This window comes from Flavobacterium sp. UBA2787 (genome assembly GCA_002352205.1).
Classification (GTDB): domain Bacteria; phylum Bacteroidota; class Bacteroidia; order Flavobacteriales; family Flavobacteriaceae; genus Flavobacterium.
Genome location: DEHZ01000004.1, coordinates 256,920 through 274,531, shown reverse-complemented (window position 1 = coordinate 274,531; position 17,612 = coordinate 256,920). Strand labels below are relative to the sequence as shown.

The 17,612-nt window shown below is 29.0% G+C and carries 17 protein-coding genes; 15 read left to right on the top strand and 2 right to left on the bottom strand.

The genetic code is table 11. The features are described from left to right. The 8 genes from B4N66_RS04060 to B4N66_RS04025 form a co-directional block, all read left to right on the top strand. On the top strand, positions 1 to 680 hold a 680-nt coding region (locus B4N66_RS04060; RefSeq protein ID WP_291092535.1), incomplete at its 5' end, for a T9SS type A sorting domain-containing protein. 112 nt (positions 681 to 792) lie between these two features. Next, positions 793 to 2,061 (top strand): intradiol ring-cleavage dioxygenase, encoded by a 1,269-nt coding sequence (locus tag B4N66_RS04055; RefSeq protein ID WP_291092534.1) that lies wholly within the window; start codon positions 793 to 795, stop codon positions 2,059 to 2,061. 215 nt (positions 2,062 to 2,276) lie between these two features. Further along, the gene (locus tag B4N66_RS04050) at positions 2,277 to 3,350 is read left to right on the top strand and encodes a serine hydrolase domain-containing protein (RefSeq protein ID WP_291092532.1); all 1,074 of its coding nucleotides are present in this window, start codon (positions 2,277 to 2,279) and stop codon (positions 3,348 to 3,350) included. Positions 3,351 to 3,462: 112 nt separating this feature from the next. Next, on the top strand, positions 3,463 to 3,840 hold the full coding sequence (locus B4N66_RS04045) for a DUF3703 domain-containing protein (RefSeq protein ID WP_291092531.1): 378 nt from the start codon (positions 3,463 to 3,465) through the stop codon (positions 3,838 to 3,840). 634 nt (positions 3,841 to 4,474) lie between these two features. Beyond that, on the top strand, positions 4,475 to 5,065 hold the full coding sequence (locus tag B4N66_RS04040; protein ID WP_291092529.1) for an RNA polymerase sigma factor: 591 nt from the start codon (positions 4,475 to 4,477) through the stop codon (positions 5,063 to 5,065). After that, a complete protein-coding gene (locus B4N66_RS04035; RefSeq protein ID WP_291092528.1) occupies positions 5,043 to 5,486 on the top strand; it encodes a hypothetical protein in 444 nt (147 codons plus the stop codon). Before B4N66_RS04040 ends, B4N66_RS04035 begins: the two co-directional genes overlap by 23 nt. Before the next feature lie 60 nt (positions 5,487 to 5,546). Beyond that, positions 5,547 to 6,014, top strand: coding sequence for a DUF6249 domain-containing protein (locus tag B4N66_RS04030; protein ID WP_291092527.1), 468 nt, complete (start codon positions 5,547 to 5,549; stop codon positions 6,012 to 6,014). Between the two features lie 193 nt (positions 6,015 to 6,207). Beyond that, entirely contained in the window at positions 6,208 to 7,581 is a 1,374-nt protein-coding gene (locus B4N66_RS04025) for a serine hydrolase (protein WP_291092526.1), read from the top strand. Positions 7,582 to 8,201: 620 nt separating this feature from the next. On the opposite strand, the gene B4N66_RS04020 is transcribed toward B4N66_RS04025, so the two are convergent. Further along, positions 8,202 to 8,807: an outer membrane beta-barrel protein gene (locus B4N66_RS04020; protein WP_291092525.1), complete on the bottom strand. Its 606-nt coding sequence runs from the start codon at positions 8,805 to 8,807 to the stop codon at positions 8,202 to 8,204. 180 nt (positions 8,808 to 8,987) lie between these two features. After that, positions 8,988 to 9,626 carry a helix-turn-helix domain-containing protein gene (locus tag B4N66_RS04015; protein WP_291092524.1) on the bottom strand — a complete coding sequence of 213 codons (639 nt, stop codon included), beginning with the start codon at positions 9,624 to 9,626 and terminating at the stop codon, positions 8,988 to 8,990. 600 nt (positions 9,627 to 10,226) lie between these two features. On the opposite strand from B4N66_RS04015, the gene B4N66_RS04010 reads away from it, so the two are divergent. The 7 genes from B4N66_RS04010 (at position 10,227) to B4N66_RS03980 (ending at position 17,611) form a co-directional block, all read left to right on the top strand. Beyond that, on the top strand, positions 10,227 to 12,230 hold the full coding sequence (locus B4N66_RS04010; RefSeq protein ID WP_291092522.1) for an ATP-binding protein: 2,004 nt from the start codon (positions 10,227 to 10,229) through the stop codon (positions 12,228 to 12,230). Continuing rightward, positions 12,220 to 12,852 (top strand): response regulator, encoded by a 633-nt coding sequence (locus B4N66_RS04005; RefSeq protein WP_291092521.1) that lies wholly within the window; start codon positions 12,220 to 12,222, stop codon positions 12,850 to 12,852. The genes B4N66_RS04010 and B4N66_RS04005 overlap by 11 nt, the downstream gene beginning before the upstream one ends. A gap of 692 nt (positions 12,853 to 13,544) precedes the next feature. Next, positions 13,545 to 14,324: a hypothetical protein gene (locus B4N66_RS04000; RefSeq protein WP_291092519.1), complete on the top strand. Its 780-nt coding sequence runs from the start codon at positions 13,545 to 13,547 to the stop codon at positions 14,322 to 14,324. An 80-nt stretch (positions 14,325 to 14,404) separates the two neighbouring features. Then, positions 14,405 to 16,093 carry a T9SS type A sorting domain-containing protein gene (locus tag B4N66_RS03995; RefSeq protein WP_291092517.1) on the top strand — a complete coding sequence of 563 codons (1,689 nt, stop codon included), beginning with the start codon at positions 14,405 to 14,407 and terminating at the stop codon, positions 16,091 to 16,093. A gap of 122 nt (positions 16,094 to 16,215) precedes the next feature. Next, positions 16,216 to 16,800, top strand: coding sequence for a hypothetical protein (locus B4N66_RS03990; protein WP_291092515.1), 585 nt, complete (start codon positions 16,216 to 16,218; stop codon positions 16,798 to 16,800). Positions 16,801 to 16,809: 9 nt separating this feature from the next. Next, positions 16,810 to 16,995, top strand: coding sequence for a hypothetical protein (locus B4N66_RS03985; RefSeq protein ID WP_291092513.1), 186 nt, complete (start codon positions 16,810 to 16,812; stop codon positions 16,993 to 16,995). 103 nt (positions 16,996 to 17,098) lie between these two features. Continuing rightward, on the top strand, positions 17,099 to 17,611 hold the full coding sequence (locus B4N66_RS03980) for an RNA polymerase sigma factor (protein WP_291092511.1): 513 nt from the start codon (positions 17,099 to 17,101) through the stop codon (positions 17,609 to 17,611). Position 17,612: the final 1 nt, after the last annotated feature.

Below are 17,612 nucleotides of genomic sequence, written 5' to 3'. Positions count from 1 at the left end.
CAACAACAACTACGTTGACCATTGCTGTAAATCCGAACATCACGCCTATATTCTCTGCTGTAAGTCCTATTTGTTCAGGTGAAACCTTAAGTCCTTTGCCTACTACATCCACTAACGGGATTACAGGTAGTTGGTCACCAGCGNNGTGTGCATCAACTACTACTTTGACCATTACCGTAAATATCACACCTACACCAGCAGGGGATAACATTCAAAGTTTTAGTGTTGATAATCTTAGTGATGTAACTCTTGCAAATTTAGTTGTACAACCATCAAATGTGGTTTGGTACGAATCCCTACTTGATGCTTTAGCAGAAATCAACCCATTACCATTAGGTACAATACTCGAAAATGGAGAAAACTATTTTGCAGTTTCCGTAGTCAACGGATGTCCTAGCGAACCTTTTGAAGTTATAGTGAATGTAACTCTTGGAGTAAATTCATTTAAAAACGTTTCAGTAGTGGCCTACCCATCACCTACAAAAGGATCAGTATACTTAGACTCCAAATTGAACATCATTAATGCTAGTGTTATTAGTAATACAGGTCGGATACTAACTGAACAAGTAGTAAATGCTAATAGTTATATTGTAGATTTATCTGAATATGCAAATAGTATTTATTATTTAAGATTAGAATTTGAAAATGGTACAACAACAATCAAGATAGTAAAAAACTAATTAAACAGATGCTATCTATCTCTCAAATCAGAAAATAAAAGGTAATTTAATTATAATATTTATGTTGAAATTTTAAGATTTGGGATATTTTAGTTTAAAAATTTATTATATCTTGGAGCAAGAATATTTATATAATCAGACTTTTATGTGCAGTCCTAAAACAAACCAAAGAAAAAATATGAAACGAATATATCGACTTGGACTTTTTATAATTCTTATCAACTTTTTGACAAGTTGCAACGGACAGACAAAACAAGAGCCTAACGAGACCAAACGAACGAAACAAGTTGGTGGTGGTTGCGAGGGTTGCGAGTTAATGTATGTTGAAATGCCCAAAAATATTTCAAGTGAACATACAAGTATTGGTTGGACAGAGGGAAAGCAAAAGTTAATATTGACTGGCAAAGTCTTTCAAATTGACGGCAAAGCACCTGCTTCTGATGTTGTTATCTATTATTGGCATACTGACGAAAACGGTTTGTATTCGTCCGACAACCAAACCCCCAAACAAGCAAAAGAGCATGGTAAATTGCGAGGTTGGGTAAAGACTGACAAGAGCGGCAACTATACTATCCAGACAAGTAGACCCGCTGCATATCCTAATGATAATATTCCGCAACACATTCACTTATCTATTAAAGAACCAGATATTGCAAATGAGTATTATGCTGACCTTTATTTTGATGATGACCCATTGTATTTAAAACATAAGAAAAAGTATGGTAAACTTGACAGAGCAGGGACGGAACTGTTAAGAGTTGTTTTAGACGGAAACATTCAAATCGCAGAGCATAATATTGTATTAGGATTGAATATTCCTGACTATCCTTCTAAAAACAAAACAGATATTCAATCGGGTTTAAATATAGGTGAAGACCAACCTTCATTTATGCCATTTCACGCCTTTGGACCCGACAAAGGAAAAAGAACTTGCCCTGTCTGCATATATGGCCGCTATCACGGAATTGTATATTTTGTTGGTGACAATCCAAATTGGGATGAAATCAAAAAATGGCTTAAGCAATTAGACAATGAAAGTGTAATAAGAGAAAAATATCTTAAAGCGTACTTTGTTTATGGAAATTCAAAAAAATATAACAAGCAGACACGCCAAACAGAATTAGAAAAGATCGGAAAAGAATTAGGGCTTCAAAAAATTGCTTTGACTTTTGTACCATCATTTAGTGATACCGAAAGCGAAGCAAATCTCAACAAGATAAATGCGGGTGTTGAAAATACCTTTATAATTTACAGACACAGAACGATAGTTGACAAGTATGTAAATCTAAAGCCGACAGAGAAAAATTTTAAACTCATAGCAGAAATTCTTGATAGGACGAAAGGAAATTATTTTGACTTAAACGAACCAAAACACGAATAAAAAAGGGCAGCACATAACATCGTATTGGCAATAGTGGGGGCTGACAGAATAAATTCAACATTTGTAATTCTATTGGGCATTTGTGTGAATATTGGGCTACCAGTTTCTCAAGTGCCCCACCATCGCCAATACGTAAACCGAAAAACAACAATTGCTGATCTTCAATAAAAGAATGCATAATATCACTAAATTTATTTTCGATAGATAAAAGACAAATGAAACATTTTATATATTTAATTATACTATCAATAATCTTTACAAACAAAACTTATACTCAATCTATTAAAAAAAAAATAGATAAAATAATATTGAATGAATTTAATGACAGTAAAGGACCAGGAGGAGTGTTTATGGTTACAAAAAATGGAAAACCTATTTATGAAAAAGCTTTTGGCAAAGCTAACCTAGAGTTAGGAGTTGATTTAACAACAAATAATGTATTTCAATTGGCTTCAATGACAAAACAATTCACGGCAATATCCATTTTAATGTTGGAAGAACAAGGAAAATTAAATACACTAGATAGTATTTCAAAGTATATCCCAGATTATCCTAATGGTAACAAAATTACCATTCATCATTTACTAACACATACTTCTGGAATAAAAGACTTTACCAAAATGAAATCACTGAAAGATATTGCTCAAAAAGAAATGTCACCAAAAATGATGGTTGATTTTTTTAAAGATGAGCCAGTAGATTTCGAACCAGGAGAAAAATTTGAATATAGTAATTCAGGTTACATCTTATTGGGCTACCTTATAGAATTAACTTCAGGGACATCATTTGATGAATTTATCAAAGAAAGCATTTTTAAAAAAATAGGAATGAATCAATCCGATTATGCATCAGACAGAAAAATCATTAAAAATAGAGCATATGGTTATCAAAAAAAGGAAAGCGGTTACGTAAATAAAACAATAATAAATTTCAGTGTTCCCTATGCATCAGGTGCTTTGATGTCTTCATTAAGTGATATGTTAAAATGGCAAAATGCCTTGAACGAAGATGTATTGTTAAAAGCCAAAAATTTAAAAAAAGCCTTTAAGAAAAATAAATTAAACAGCGGTGAAGAAATTACTTACGGATATGGTTGGCATATTAGAACAATAAATGGAAGCGAATCAAGAGAACATGGAGGAAGCATTTTTGGTTTTAAAACTATGGCTGTTTATATTCCTAGCGAAGATATTTATGTAATTGGATTAACCAATTGTGATTGTTTTTCACCAACCAAAATAACACAAGATATTGCTAAACTAGTTTTTGAAAAATATGAAAAAAAATAGAAATACAATTGACATATAAAATGTATTGATACTGAAAAATATAGTTTTATCCTTTTGCTAATATCAAAAAACATAAATATTTGTATTAGAAAATAAGTAAACAGTAAAGAAAATGAAGTTTTACACTACACTACCTAAAAACCTTAGGCCATTTTATAGAAAAGAACTTGAAAATTACCAAACAGAATACTCTAAAGGCAACTTAAAAAAAGCATGGCGTCATTTGGAGAGAGCTCATATAATAGGTCAAAAATACCCATTTGCACATTGTTATGTACATTGGAAAATGATGCAATATGCTTTCAAAGTTAAGAATACCAATGAAATTATAGGACAAATTCCAAGATTGTTTTTAGGAGGTATATTTTCTTTTTTGGGTAAAGTTCCTCTTGGAAACCCGGGCGGTGCCAATGTTCCACCGTTAAAGCCATTTCCTATTGATCAAGATATAGAAGAAATTTTTAAAAGTATAGGTTTAGATGAGATGTAAAAAAAGGTTACTGTAATTACATTTAGTGTATTTTATTTAAAGATGATAGTTTAAAACATACATTAAATATGTTTTTTTTAGTAATTTTTCAAATTTATTTTTATATTAATATGAACATGCAGTAAGTAGCAATTACATATTAGTGTTAAAATTATTTTTTACTTTTTGATAATTAGAGTTAAAACTAATTGAGTTTAAAAATTTTAAAATTCTTCAAACAGTATTGTTTAAAGCTATTAGTAATTTTTTTATCGATTATCTTGTGTTCAAGGTTATCAATAACGTTGAGCTACTGTTGTATTGTGCTTTTTTCTACATCCCATCCAAGCTGAAATAATTTCGTTTTAATTCCTAATGAAAAGAAGGCAATAATCCCATTTCAACTATAGCAGTTTCTGGACTATGGAGTGAAGAAGTATGATGTAACTTTAAAAACCTTAAAGCTCACACTCTTTAAAAAAATGACACAAAGGTTTTGTTTACTACTACCAATTGAAGTTTAATGCTCGAAAACCACACCTTTGATAATTTTAAAAGGTTAATTTTTATGAAAGAGCATTACGTCAACAACTTTCGAAAAAAAAATGTATATATTTTGCAACCTAATTTTCGTTTATTTGTCTAATTGAAATGTATGAGTAATGAAAGTAACCCTCTATCGGACAAAATTATAATTACTAAGATATTGAATGGAGACATTCAAGCTTTTGCTGTTATTATAAAGAATACAGAAAAATTGGTAACTCAAATTGTGCAAAAATTGACAGCTAATGAAGAGCACCAAAAAGATATTGTACAAGAAGTTTATCTGAAAACCTATCAAAATTTGTCATCATTTCAATTCAAATCTAAGTTATCAACTTGGATTGCTAACATAGCTTACAATACTTCCATCAATTATCTTAAAAAAAAGAGTATTCCTACTACTGACATGGAAGCAATTGACAAAAATAAAGTAAGAATACTCGAAAATCCTGAGTTACTTTCTATTAAAAACGAAACTGTACTAATTCTCACAAAAGAAATAGATAAACTCCCACCTCTATACAAAACTTTAATTACTCTTTACCATTTGGAAGAATTGTCTAATAAAGAGATTGCAGAAATTACCAAATTACCAGAAGGAACAATAAAAAGCTATCTGTCTAGAGCAAGAAAAATTCTCAAAAACCGAATAAATCATCATTATAAAATTTTTAGTTATGGAAGAAAAACATTTAACTGACGAAGTTCTGCAAGAATTTATTTTAAATGAAGTGAAAGATCACACCATTGCATCGCACATTAAAGAATGTGTAGAGTGTCAATTAAGAGTAGAAGAATATCAATTTTTGTTTACTATTATGCTAAAAATTAAACCTGAAGAATTTTCTTTTGATGTTACTTCTTTAGTATTAAGTAAAATTTATGAAGAGCAATCTCGGAAAGAGAAAAATACTTACATCTTTTATATAATTTTGTCGGTTATTTCACTTCTTATTTTATTTTTACTATATCCATATATGGCGACGCTTTTTACTCAATTCAGATCATTTTCAATAATGGCAAGTGCTTTTCTAGGGGTTTGCTCTATTGGAATTGTTGTTTTCTTATTAAATGATTTATTCAGGCAATACAAAGAAAAAGAAATGTTGTTTTCACAATAAAAAGTGCAACCGTAATCAACAAATATTGTCTAATAAAATATAACAAAAATATTTAAGAACATGATAAAATTATTCGTAAGCAACTTTGAAAGAGTTTCATCAACAATTGCTATTAAATCAGAGTTTTCAAAAATTCCTTCATCCCCAAAACTAATTTTGAATGGAGACAGCACTCATTCATTAAATGAGGTCAATTCTATTACAGAATTTATGCCAATTTTTGCCATAGGATTAGTTTTAGTATTGGTAATTCAGGTAACAAAATATATTTTAGATAATAAACTTAAAAACAAAATAATAGACAAAGGCGTGTCTGAACAGTTAGCAAAATCTATTTTGGAAAGAGGAGTGACCGATAAAAAAGAGGATACTATAAAGTGGACTTTTTTGCTTTTGGGTTTAAGTGGAGGTCTTATGATTACTTACTTTACTACACCTTTAGATATTCATTCACTAGCAATTATTGCTTTTAGTATTGGTATTAGTTTTTTGTCTTATTATTTCTTTCTCAAACATTCTAAAAAATAGATTTTTTTGTCTAAGGATAGCAAACTAATGCTGATTTCTGGATTTAAACAAAGTAGAAGATATCGTTTCAATTTGAAGTTTCCAACTTTCAAAATACATTAAATTATATTCCTTACTATAGAGATTATAGAGTCTCTAAAATTCTATTGCCTAATAAAATATTTTAATAATTAATACTAAATCTCATATAATAATGAAATATTCATTCCTCTTAATTGCCCTTTTTGTTGTTCAAATAATTTTTGGACAAAACCGATTCCAACAATTGGATAGCCTTTTAACTACATTGTATAAAAATGGTCAAATCAATGGAAATTTTTTAATTGCCGAAGAAGGTCAAGTACTTTATAAAAAAAGTTTCGGTATAGCAAATGAAGAAACCAAACAGCCGCTAGACGAGAATTCTATTTTCGAATTAGCGTCTGTTTCTAAACAATTTACAGCTATGGCTATCATGATACTTAGTGAAAAAGGAAAACTAAACTTGGATGATCACTTAGCAAAATTTATTCCGGAATTAGCATTTTACAAAGACATTACCATTAGACACTTGCTTAACCATACCAGCGGCTTACCGGATTATGTGGAATTTTTAGAAAAGTCTTTTGATAAATCAAAAATAGCTACCAATAATGACATCATATCAATTTTTGCACAAAAACAACCTAGAGTAATTTTTAACCCAAATTCAACGTATGAATATAGTAATACAGGTTATGTTTTGTTAGCTTCTATTATTGAAAAAACTTCCGGAGAAACTTATGCAAGTTTTTTACAAAAATCCATTTTTAAACCATTAAAAATGAATAATACATTTGTATATACTCGAAGATTAGCTCCAAAAAAAATAGACAATTATGCGTATGGATATGTATATTCTGAAAGTTTGAAAAAATATGTATTACCGGATAATATTGAGGAGACAAATAGTGTGGTTTGGTTAGATGGTATTGTGGGTGATGGAAGTATAAATTCAACAGTAAATGACTTACTAAAGTGGGATAGAGCTTTATATAAAAACAAACTCTTGTCTAAGAATGGAATAGAGGAAATGTTTAAAGTGGCAACATTAAATGATAGTACAAAAACTAAATATGGCTATGGTTGGCAAATTGATAATCATGATGAATTTGGTAAAATTGTATATCATGGTGGAGGATGGCCGGGTTACGCTACATTTTTTGCCAGACACATTACGAATGATAAAACAATTATTATACTTCAAAATCATGATAATATTACTTTGCCTTTAAATCCGATAAGAAATATTTTATATGGCAAAAATGAAATAAACAAAACCATCTTTAGCGATGAACAATTACAAAAATTTGTTGGAGATTACGAACTTCAGCCCGGCTTTATAATTGAGATAGTACGGCAAAATGATCGACTTTATGGCAAAACAGCAGGACAACCAACCCTTGAACTTACGCCGGAAACACAAAATAGTTTTCTATTAGAAGAGATAGGAGCTCTAATTATGTTCAGTTTTAACCCTGATGGAACCGTAAAAAGCCTAACATTTTCTCAAGGTGGGATGAAATTAGAGGGTATGAGATTAAAGTAGATATTATACCATCATAGAGGAAAACAAATAGAAATAGGTACGATTGAACCCTTAAAAAACAAAATTTAAAGAATAGTTTAAAAGATAACTTCGTTTAATTGATTTTAAGCGAAGTTATTTATTTTACTATATCATTAAAAGAAACTATAACAATTTAAAAAAATCTTTTTCTTTACTTTACAGTACGGATTCTCTGGTAAAGAAAGTCCGATTTAGTATGAATAAATAAAGGGTCAAGCATTGTCTTTAATGAAATTTCTACATCAATATTTTAATTTTTAAAAAATAGAATCAAGTTTAATCAAAATGAGTCCGATAAAATATCGAACTCACTGGAACTAATCATAGTTTAATTTCTCCCAAAGTTTTAAATTTAAAAATTACATCACTTGTAGAAAAAATACTTGAAAATAAATGTTTTTAGTAAAAAAACCGCGAATATTAACCCGAATATAAACCTACTTGAACTAACTTTCCAATTATGAAAAAGGGTTAAATATTCCACGGTTTTAGACTAAAAAACAAAAAATGAATTATCTTTTGATGTCAAGTTTAAAATGAATCTATTTGATGACTTCACTTATTTTTTGAATGCAGTTAGACAACGATTTTATGACTCTTTAAAAACCATGAATAAAACTTAAAGAAATTGTATTTGTATTAATTTGTCTAAATTCTACGGCCTTTTTCTTTAGGTTTGTTAGATCGCTTTGTGCTTCTATCATAACTCTAAAAAATGTTTTTTCTGCAATTTTAAATTTAGCACCAACTTGAAAGTTTAGTCCCATAGTAAAACCAATATTTTCCTCTTCTAATAAACCATCAATTTTTGATTTGTACAGGTAATCTCCATATAGACCTACACCGATTTGAAAAGTGTTATTACCAGTAAAATTTACACTTCTTAGTAGATTTACCGGTATGTAAAAATTTTCATTTTTGACATTACCTGTATTCGACTGAGACACATTGTTTGCTTTAAACTCAGAAAATCCAAAACCATATTCTAACGAATATTTATCGGATAATTTTGAAGCTGCTAAAAGTTCAAAAGCTGTATAAAATCCGTTAATAGAACCATAATCGTCTATCTTTAATTCACTAAACCCCAGCTTTCCTTTTGTTATTATTGAAAAGTTATTTAATTTTTTTTCTTCATTTACCTCTTGTGCATAACTAAAGGATGTACAAATAACTGACAAGATTAAAAAAACTTTTTTTTTCATAATGTTTACTGTTTGTTTTTAAAATTAATTTATATTAAGTTGGAATATCTCACTAATTCAGGTTGTGTTTATGATGAATGTAATAGTAAGCTTTACGATTAATATTTTCATTAAATTTTTTTACTATTGAATGGCAAATATATTTTTTATGTTCTATCAATAATTGTAGAAAAAAGACATTTAATTGAACCAATAAATCTCATTTCCGAAATTATTTATTTGTTTAAAAAAGAAAGAGGGTTTATTACCGGTTAGTGATTTAAAACTTTTTATAAAATCTGATTGATCATAGTAATAGTTATTATGTGCTAGGTCTGTCAAACTATTAATTTTTTTGTTGCTGTCAAAGTATTTTGTTAAAGCAGTTCTAAATTGATGTACTTTTGAATAATGTTTTGGTGTACAATTAAGGTGATTTTTAAATTTTCTCAGCAGTGTTTTTTCTTCGATATTAAGTTTCTTCACTAGCTCGTTGATTTTTAATTTTCCGTGGTAGTCTTCAATTAGATTGAGAGCTTCTTTCAAAACTGGTTCTTTGAAGTTGAAATTGATTTGATTTAAAAAGAAATTTTCTAACAGCTCTACTCTTTTTTCTATAGTGGTTGCTGCATAAACAGAATCAATAATAGGTTTTAATTTACTTTCGATTGGTGGAAAATAATAATCACTCCTTATTTGTCTGCCTATGTAATTATCTTCAACAAAATGATTGATGCCTAGTGGCTCGAAAATAATTCCTATTTTATCAAATGGTGTTGTGATTTCAGAAATAACAGCTTTTTGCTGAATACCTCCATATAAAAATAAATAACCATCCATTTTGTTTTGGATAATTTTTATTTGTTTTGGGGTTTTAGATACTTCTACTTTTATAGCATTTTTATAAATAGTTACGGCATTCTTTGTATTTGGAAAAAAAACTATTTGCTTATTACTCATGGAATTGTCTACTTGATGAAAATAGAAGGAGTGAATGTGTTTTTTGAGTACCTCGTTTTTGGGTTGAGAGGTGTGAAAAATTTCGGGGATCACTTGATTTACTTTAAAATTGATTTATTAAGATAAACACGTGCATTTAATTTTTAATTTTGGTAAATATAGTTGAACTTTCATTCGTAGGGAATACCTCAAAAAGAGTATTTTTAATTACCTAAAATCAGGTACTAAGAGCCAGGTTTGAATTATTTCCGATAATCAACATACACGAAAAAACTATTTTAATATTAGTTTTTTTTTAAATTTAAATCAAAATATAACTTTTTTCGCTGATTATAAAATTGAAATTACAGAGCGGAAAATAGTATGATTTTCAATATTTTAAATCAGGTATAGTTTATGGTCTACCTGATATCAGGTAATTTCAATTTATTAGTTTAGCTCTGTAAATTCTTTAACTACTTTTGTTACAATTTACTAACTATGATTAAATATATTCTACTTTTTTTATTTTTTTCAAACTCAATTTTTGCTCAGGATATTAATACTATGGGCAAAGATTTTGAGATTATAAAAAAGTACGAATCACAAATTGAGCAAACTAATAGTGATAGTGTAAAGTCATTTAAGCACTTAAAACTCTCTGCTTTATATTTTAAAAACTATGATTTAGACAATTATCGTTATCATTTAGCACAAGGAAAATTTTTTGCAAAAGGTTCTCCATTTTTAAGAATAAATGTTCAGTACTATGAGTCATTGATTTATTTACATCAGCAAGACTATGATTCATTTAATACTTCCGTGCTAAATATTCTAAATCAATTAAAGCTTTACAAGAATATTGTTTCATATGAACTTCAGTTAATCATTATACAAAATGTTAGTTCTTATTATGGCAATACTTTTGAACTGAATAAGTCGATTGATATTTTGATACGAGAGGGAATACCGTTAGCCAAAAAAACCGAAAATTTATTAATGCAAGGTTCTTTTAATCAGAGTATAGCTAATTCATTTTTGATTTTGGGCGATTTTAATAAAGCTAAACCTTATTTTAAAGAGGCTATCAAGCAAATGAAAAAAGTTGATAAATTCGGATTGGATGTTTTGAGTTCCTGCTCTATTGACTATGCAAACTGTCTTATAAAATTGAACGATTTAGAGGAAGCAACTCTTATATTGAATACCGTGAATAGATCTCTAGTTCAAAATGGTAATAATAATTTATATCCTAAATATTATTCAACTTTAGCTTATTTACTACAGATGAAAAAGCAGCATTATAAAGCAATACAACAGTTTGAAAAAGGACTTACTTATTATGATACGAATCCTAATTATAGCAAAACAGATATCAGTTATGGATTACTTGTTTTGGGACTTGCTAAATCTAAATTCGAAGTTAAGGATTATCACGGATCTTTGGATGTATTAGAGCGTTTAAATTTAAATGATTCGGATCAACGATTAACAAGATATGAATTACTTTATCAAAACCTTACTAAATTAGGAGCATATCAAGCAGCAAATGGATTTATTGAAAAATTTTTACTTTTAAAAGATAGTTTAGAAAATGAATCTAAGGAAAAAGAGTATCGAATCTTAGAAGCAAAATATAATACGTCTGAAAAGGAAAGAAAGATTTTACAACTAGAGAACGAAAAAACAGAGAAAGAAGTTCGTTTAAAAAATTTACGATTATGGTATGCTTTAGTTTCATTTTCATTAGTTGTGTTGGTGATTTTTTCTTATTTTTTGTTTAAAAATTTTAAGTTTCAAAAGAAGCTCAACAAACAACAAGGGGTTATACATTTACAAAATATTGAATACTTGAAATCAAGGAGAGAAATAGAGATTATGCAAGCGATGATTGAGGGAGAGGAATCTGAACGAAAGCGAATTTCCCGAGATTTACATGATGGTATAGGCAGTCGATTATCATCATTAAAAATGCAATTACAGCAAGTCGATGTGAAGAATTGTAATTTTACCGATTATGAAAAGTTTACAAGTAATCTAAATTTGGCGATTAAAGACTTGAGGCAGACTGCATTTAACCTGATACCTGAAACTTTATCCAAATTAGGACTGGACTTGGCATTAGAAGATTTGTGTTTTATTATGTCAAATCCTTCCGTGAAGATTCACTATTTTTCTTCTGAAATTAGTTCAATAATTTTGTCTTCACATCAAGTAACCATTTTCCGAATTGTTCAGGAGCTTATTAATAATGCTTTAAAGCACTCAAATTGTTCTGAAATAATAATTGATTGTGTTCAGAATAAAGAATTATTTTTAATTACCGTAGAAGATAACGGAAGTGGTTTCAATACAGATGAACTGAATTTTTTTTCCGGATTGGGTTTAAAAAACATAAAAAATCGTGTAGAATTGCTAAGTGGTAAATTAGAAATAAAGTCTGGTATTTTTGAAGGATCCGTATTTAATATTGAATTAAAGGTAAAATTAGAAGATGAAAAATAATTATAATGTTGTAATAATAGATGATCATCCTATTGTAATTGAAGGGCTTAGAAATTTATTAAACGGGATTGAATTTATAACTATAAAAGCTGCTTTTAACACGGGGAAAAGTATCTTTGGTTATGATGATTTGAAAAATATTGATATTGTCTTTTTAGACATATTTCTAACTGATAGTAATGGCATTGATATCTGCTTAAAACTAAAAAAAAGCCATCCTAATGTAATCATTCTTGCCATGAGTAGTCAATCTGAGAGAAGTATTGTTCTCCAAATGTTACACAATGGAGCCAGTGGCTATTTATTGAAAAGTGCCTCGTTAGATGAGTTTAGACAATGCATTTTGGAGGCCATAGAGGGGCAAAATACTTTTTGTAATCAAGTAAAAGAAATTATTGAAAAGGTATCAGTTGATGATTTAAAAAGTGTTCCCAGACTTACATTACGTGAAAAAGAGATTTTAGAGCTTTTGCGAGAAGGAAAATCTACCCAAGAGATATCGGACAAATTATTTCTTAGTTTTTTAACTGTTCAGACGCATCGACGCAATTTATTAAATAAATACCAAGCAAAGAACATTGTAGAATTGTTGAATGTAGTCAAATTGAATGGTTTGCTGTAGCAGTAGAATTTTTCCAGTAAAAATTGAAGACGAGACACTTATGAAATCTTGAAAATTTTAGCTGTAAATTATATTTACCCTATTAACAAACTTGTTTGACTTTAGAGATTTCATTGAAACACCCCATTTCGATAACTATTATCGTATCAGATGTTCTAATAAATTTATTAATCCAATCTGTTAAAACCTCAAAACAGTTCAATTTTACCGCCAGTATTCGTTAATTGGTCAGCTACTAGCACTCTTGACCGTTGAATCTCTAAGATTTCAACGGTACTTTTATTTTAAATATCAGCTCAAGGATTTCTTCCATTTACAGATATTAATCTTAAAGAAATAGAAGACACTTATTTTTATTAGATATGCTTTTCGTGATTGAAGATTATTAAATAGGACAAACGGAAATTCTTAATGAATAAACTAAACTGAAAATATTTTATTGTAGTCAATTTGCTCAATAAAGTCGTCCTAATTTAGCCTTTTCCCATTTATTACAATTAGTTTAAAAGTCCATTTTTCGTTAATTTTTTACCTGAACGCAGGTATTTGTTTATGACAATAGTATGATTTATTTTGCAATGAAACATTATACTTTTGAAAGTAAGTCATTTACACTTTAAAAAAAAAAAAAATGAGGTAGGGTATTTTTGTTATAAATGTGTCTTAGAGTTATTATCTTAAAAATATTTACTATGAAAAAAATTAAATTTATTTGTTTGTCTTTGGCTTTTATTTTTCTGTCTTGTAATGATAATGATGAAAATAAATCAAATGAGATGGTACGAAGTCGTGCTACCCGAATGTTTCTTAATACAGTTGTAGGTTCTGCGGGTACTTTAGACTTTAATTCAGGTGCATCAACTTCCTTAGGATTTACATTGGTTTTTCCTATTGAAGTAGCTTATTCTAGTGGAGCTAAAGTTACGATTAACTCTGTTAATGGTTTAAAAGAGGCTGTTTACAATGAGAATTCTGCATTGCATATTAGTACTATTATTTTTCCTTTTTCAGTATTAATGAGTACTAATAATGATGAGTTAATTGTTAGTAATGAAAGTGATTTCGAATCTCTATTGTTCAGTGTTGATAGTGTTGCCACTGTGGATGAATTTTTTTCATCTACCAATTGTTTTGAATTTGTTTACCCTCTATCTGTCATCGATAATAACGGTGGAACAGTCACTATAACTAATACACAGATTTTACAAAATTTACTTACTTCAATGTCTGAAAATGACTTTTGGATAGATTTTATTTATCCATTTCAAATTGAATATAGTGGAGAGGTGGTCACTATTGAAAACGTTTATGATTTCTACAGTAATGTTGATTGTAACCCGAATGGATGGTATTGTACGTTTGATTTTCAACCTACTTGTGTAGAAACTTCAAGCAGTATTATTCAGTTTGATAATCCTTGCTGGGCTCTACAAGCTGGTTATTCGGAAGAAGATTTTGTTACTTGTGATTAGTTAAACTATTTTAACTCATTCTTCTGTTTTTTGTTTCAATCTACTACATTTTTTTATTAAAATAATTTACAATAAAGTCTATGAAATCAATTTTTCTAATTTTACTATTCATTTTTCTTAATCAAACTTTTTGTTTTTCGCAAACCTTATTTCATAAAAGAATTAGTGAAAACCCCACTAACACAAATTGGACCAGAGTAAATTTTGATGAAGATGGATTTATGGTAGTTGGGGAATCTTTTTTCACTGAGTATTCAAGTTTTGATTACTCTGGTGATTTAATTAATTCCAAAAAGTATAGTCCCAATTCCTTTTTAACTTTAAGTGCTTTTAACACAACCAAGCCAATTTTTTCAAATAGTCTCTCTGATTTTGAACTATTTAGTTTTGATGATAATGTTTTAAATATCATTAAATCAGAAAATTTTCAATTTTTAAGCGGTAAAAGTTACAATGTTACAAATTCACTTTTTGACTCAAGTAACACAATTTTTAAATTTGGAAAAAAGTTAAGTGACTCGAAGTCTGTTATATGTGGGGCTTATCAATATTTTAATATAAATCCAGATGATCCGGAAGTTGGAACAATAGATAAATCTGCAATAATTGCATTATTTGACAGTCAGCATAATTTATTATGGTCATCTGTTTACAGATTAGATGGCTACTATTTATTGCCTGAATTTCTTTTAGAATTTGACAATAATTATACTGTTATAGGCAAAATTGGTGTAGAGGGAGCAGCAGGAACACCAAGTTCTGTTCAACAAGTTTTTATACAAAAAATTGATAAGAGCAATGGAAATCCTCTTGGGTTATTAGAAAGATATAGTCTTGGAACTCATTTTGAGATTGCGAATGTTTCTTCAAATAATTTATTTCTTGTGGGAGGATATGAGGATTTTTTGAGTTCAGAAATAGTACCTACAACGGGATTAATAGTAAAATTAAATCAAAATGGAAGTCCTGCTATTAATTCAGTTAAAGCCCTCCAGGTAGATAATTTTGATATTTCACTATTAGATTCCATTGAACAATCAAATGACGGGTCTGTTTATTATAGCGGAACAATTGGTCAATATCTACCATCAGGAGGTTGGTTAGTAGATTTTTCTCATTTTTTTGTTGGAAAATTAAATGGTACTACGAATAATAGTATTTGGAGTACAGTTTTTTCCGATTCTTCACCAAATGGGCAATTATCAAATTATGGTAGGGCAAATTTTATTAAGGAACTCGAAGATTCTATTTTTGCAGTAGGAACATTTTCTGGAAATAATGGGAATGATTATTTCATAAAGATTAATAAAGAAACAGGTTTGTCCTCGTGTAAAAATGTTACTGTACAATCGCAACTTCAGGATATCCCATTTTCATTGAATTATCATAGTGTTTCGGTTGCAACCAATGTTTTACTCTTTAATCAAAATTTTGTGCTTGAAAATGAAGAGCAAATTCCCAGCCTCTTAGATGATTCCTTAGTTATATGTGAAGAGGTTTTAAATACAAATGATTTTGAAATTGAAAATTCATTAGTAGTTTATCCAAACCCTGTCAATTTTAATTTGCATATCCATACTAACACTTCTAGTTTTTTGATAGAATCAATCAAAATTTATACTATTTATGGAAATAATATATACACCAAAGATTTCAGTACCCAAGACAATATTGTTATAGATACTTCTTCATTTTCAAGTGGCGTTTATTTTGTGGAAGCCACATTAAACTCCGGAAAAAAGCTTGTTCAAAAATTCATAAAGCAATAGTACTTTAATAATAAAGTAAGGTTACTATAAAAAGTAAATCGTTTTATATTTAAAAAAATGAAATTGATTTAGGGTGTAGCTTTTTCAAATGTGTCTTAGAGTTGTAATCATAAATTTTAATTATGAAAAAAATTAAATTTATTTGTTTGTCTTTGGCCTTTATTTTCATCTCGTGTAGTAATAATGATGAGAATAAATCAAATGAAGTGGCTCAAAGTCTTGCCACACGTATGTATTTAAACACTATTATAGGATCTGCCGGGTCTTTACAATTTAATTCAAGTATTCCAACAGCTATAGGTTTTACTCCTGCTTTTCCAATTGAAGTAACTTATTCAGATGGTTCAGAATTTACTGTTAATTCTATGGAGGATTTGAAAGAGGCTGTTTACAGTGAAAATTCGTTTCTTTATATCTACACTATTAATTTTCCATTTTCCGTTTCATTGCATTCAACTAATGATGTATTAATTATTAGTAATGAAAGTGATTTTCAATCTCTTTTATTTAGTATTGATAGTATTACAACTGTGGATGAATTTTTCACCTCATCTAATTGTTTTGAATTCATTTACCCTTTATCAGTGGTTAATAATGGTGGAGAAACTATCACGATTTTAAACCTAGGTAGTTTAGATGCTATTCTTAACTCTATTTCAACAAATGAGTATTGGGTAGATTTTGTTTATCCATTCCAGATTGCGTAAAATGGAGAAGTGGTAAAAATTTCGGATGTGTGGGATTTTTATAATTATGTTGACTGTAACCCCAATGGATGGTATTGTACATTTGATTTTAATCCTACTTGTGTTCAGACTGCAAATGGAGTAGTACAATTTGATAATCCTTGTTGGGCTATTCAAGCAGGTTATTCTGAGGATGATTTTGTTAGTTGTGATTAGTTTAGTTGGTTGAGAAATCATTCGTGTATTCTATATGCACGAATGATTGATTTTTTTTGAGTCTATTCAATTTCTTTAGTTAATTTAATTTTTAATCATTTTTATGGAAGTAAATCTTGGCGAGAGTGTCTGTGAAGAGAATGTATATAAACATTTATTCTCCAAGCATTATAAAGTTTTACGGAATTATTTGAATTATAGATTTAAAGATGTTGATATAGCAGATGAGTATGCTCAAAACGCTTTTCTAATTTTGTGGGAAAATTGCGGGAAGATTAAGTCCATACAGGCAAAAAAGTTTCTATTTACGACATCTTATCGCTTGGTTTTAAATCATTATAGGAGTGATAAAATAGCTAAACGGTACAAAGAGCAATTGATATCGGAGGGAATTGATTTTGAAACACCTGATTTACTTTTTGATGAGAATGAATTGAACTTAAAAATATATGCTGCAATAAGGGCTTTACCTGAAAAACAGCGAATAGTTTTTATGATGAATCGTTTTGAAGATCAAACGTATAAAGATATATCTGAGCTATTACAGATTTCCGTAAAATCTGTTGAGAAAAGGATGCAGCGGGCATTACTCAATTTACGAACAGTTTTAAAATAGA

Excerpts from the sequence above, each read along its gene's own strand:
- B4N66_RS04050 (WP_291092532.1), top strand. The coding sequence starts at position 2,277 with ATGAAACATTTTATATATTTAATTATACTATCAATAATCTTTACAAAC.
- B4N66_RS04045 (WP_291092531.1), top strand. The coding sequence starts at position 3,463 with ATGAAGTTTTACACTACACTACCTAAAAACCTTAGGCCATTTTATAGA.
- B4N66_RS04040 (WP_291092529.1), top strand. The coding sequence starts at position 4,475 with ATGAGTAATGAAAGTAACCCTCTATCGGACAAAATTATAATTACTAAG.
- B4N66_RS04035 (WP_291092528.1), top strand. The coding sequence starts at position 5,043 with ATGGAAGAAAAACATTTAACTGACGAAGTTCTGCAAGAATTTATTTTA.
- B4N66_RS04030 (WP_291092527.1), top strand. The coding sequence starts at position 5,547 with ATGATAAAATTATTCGTAAGCAACTTTGAAAGAGTTTCATCAACAATT.
- B4N66_RS04025 (WP_291092526.1), top strand. The coding sequence starts at position 6,208 with ATGAAATATTCATTCCTCTTAATTGCCCTTTTTGTTGTTCAAATAATT.
- B4N66_RS04020 (WP_291092525.1), bottom strand. The coding sequence starts at position 8,807 with ATGAAAAAAAAAGTTTTTTTAATCTTGTCAGTTATTTGTACATCCTTT.
- B4N66_RS04015 (WP_291092524.1), bottom strand. The coding sequence starts at position 9,626 with ATGGATGGTTATTTATTTTTATATGGAGGTATTCAGCAAAAAGCTGTT.
- B4N66_RS04010 (WP_291092522.1), top strand. The coding sequence starts at position 10,227 with ATGATTAAATATATTCTACTTTTTTTATTTTTTTCAAACTCAATTTTT.
- B4N66_RS04005 (WP_291092521.1), top strand. The coding sequence starts at position 12,220 with ATGAAAAATAATTATAATGTTGTAATAATAGATGATCATCCTATTGTA.
- B4N66_RS04000 (WP_291092519.1), top strand. The coding sequence starts at position 13,545 with ATGAAAAAAATTAAATTTATTTGTTTGTCTTTGGCTTTTATTTTTCTG.
- B4N66_RS03995 (WP_291092517.1), top strand. The coding sequence starts at position 14,405 with ATGAAATCAATTTTTCTAATTTTACTATTCATTTTTCTTAATCAAACT.
- B4N66_RS03990 (WP_291092515.1), top strand. The coding sequence starts at position 16,216 with ATGAAAAAAATTAAATTTATTTGTTTGTCTTTGGCCTTTATTTTCATC.
- B4N66_RS03980 (WP_291092511.1), top strand. The coding sequence starts at position 17,099 with ATGGAAGTAAATCTTGGCGAGAGTGTCTGTGAAGAGAATGTATATAAA.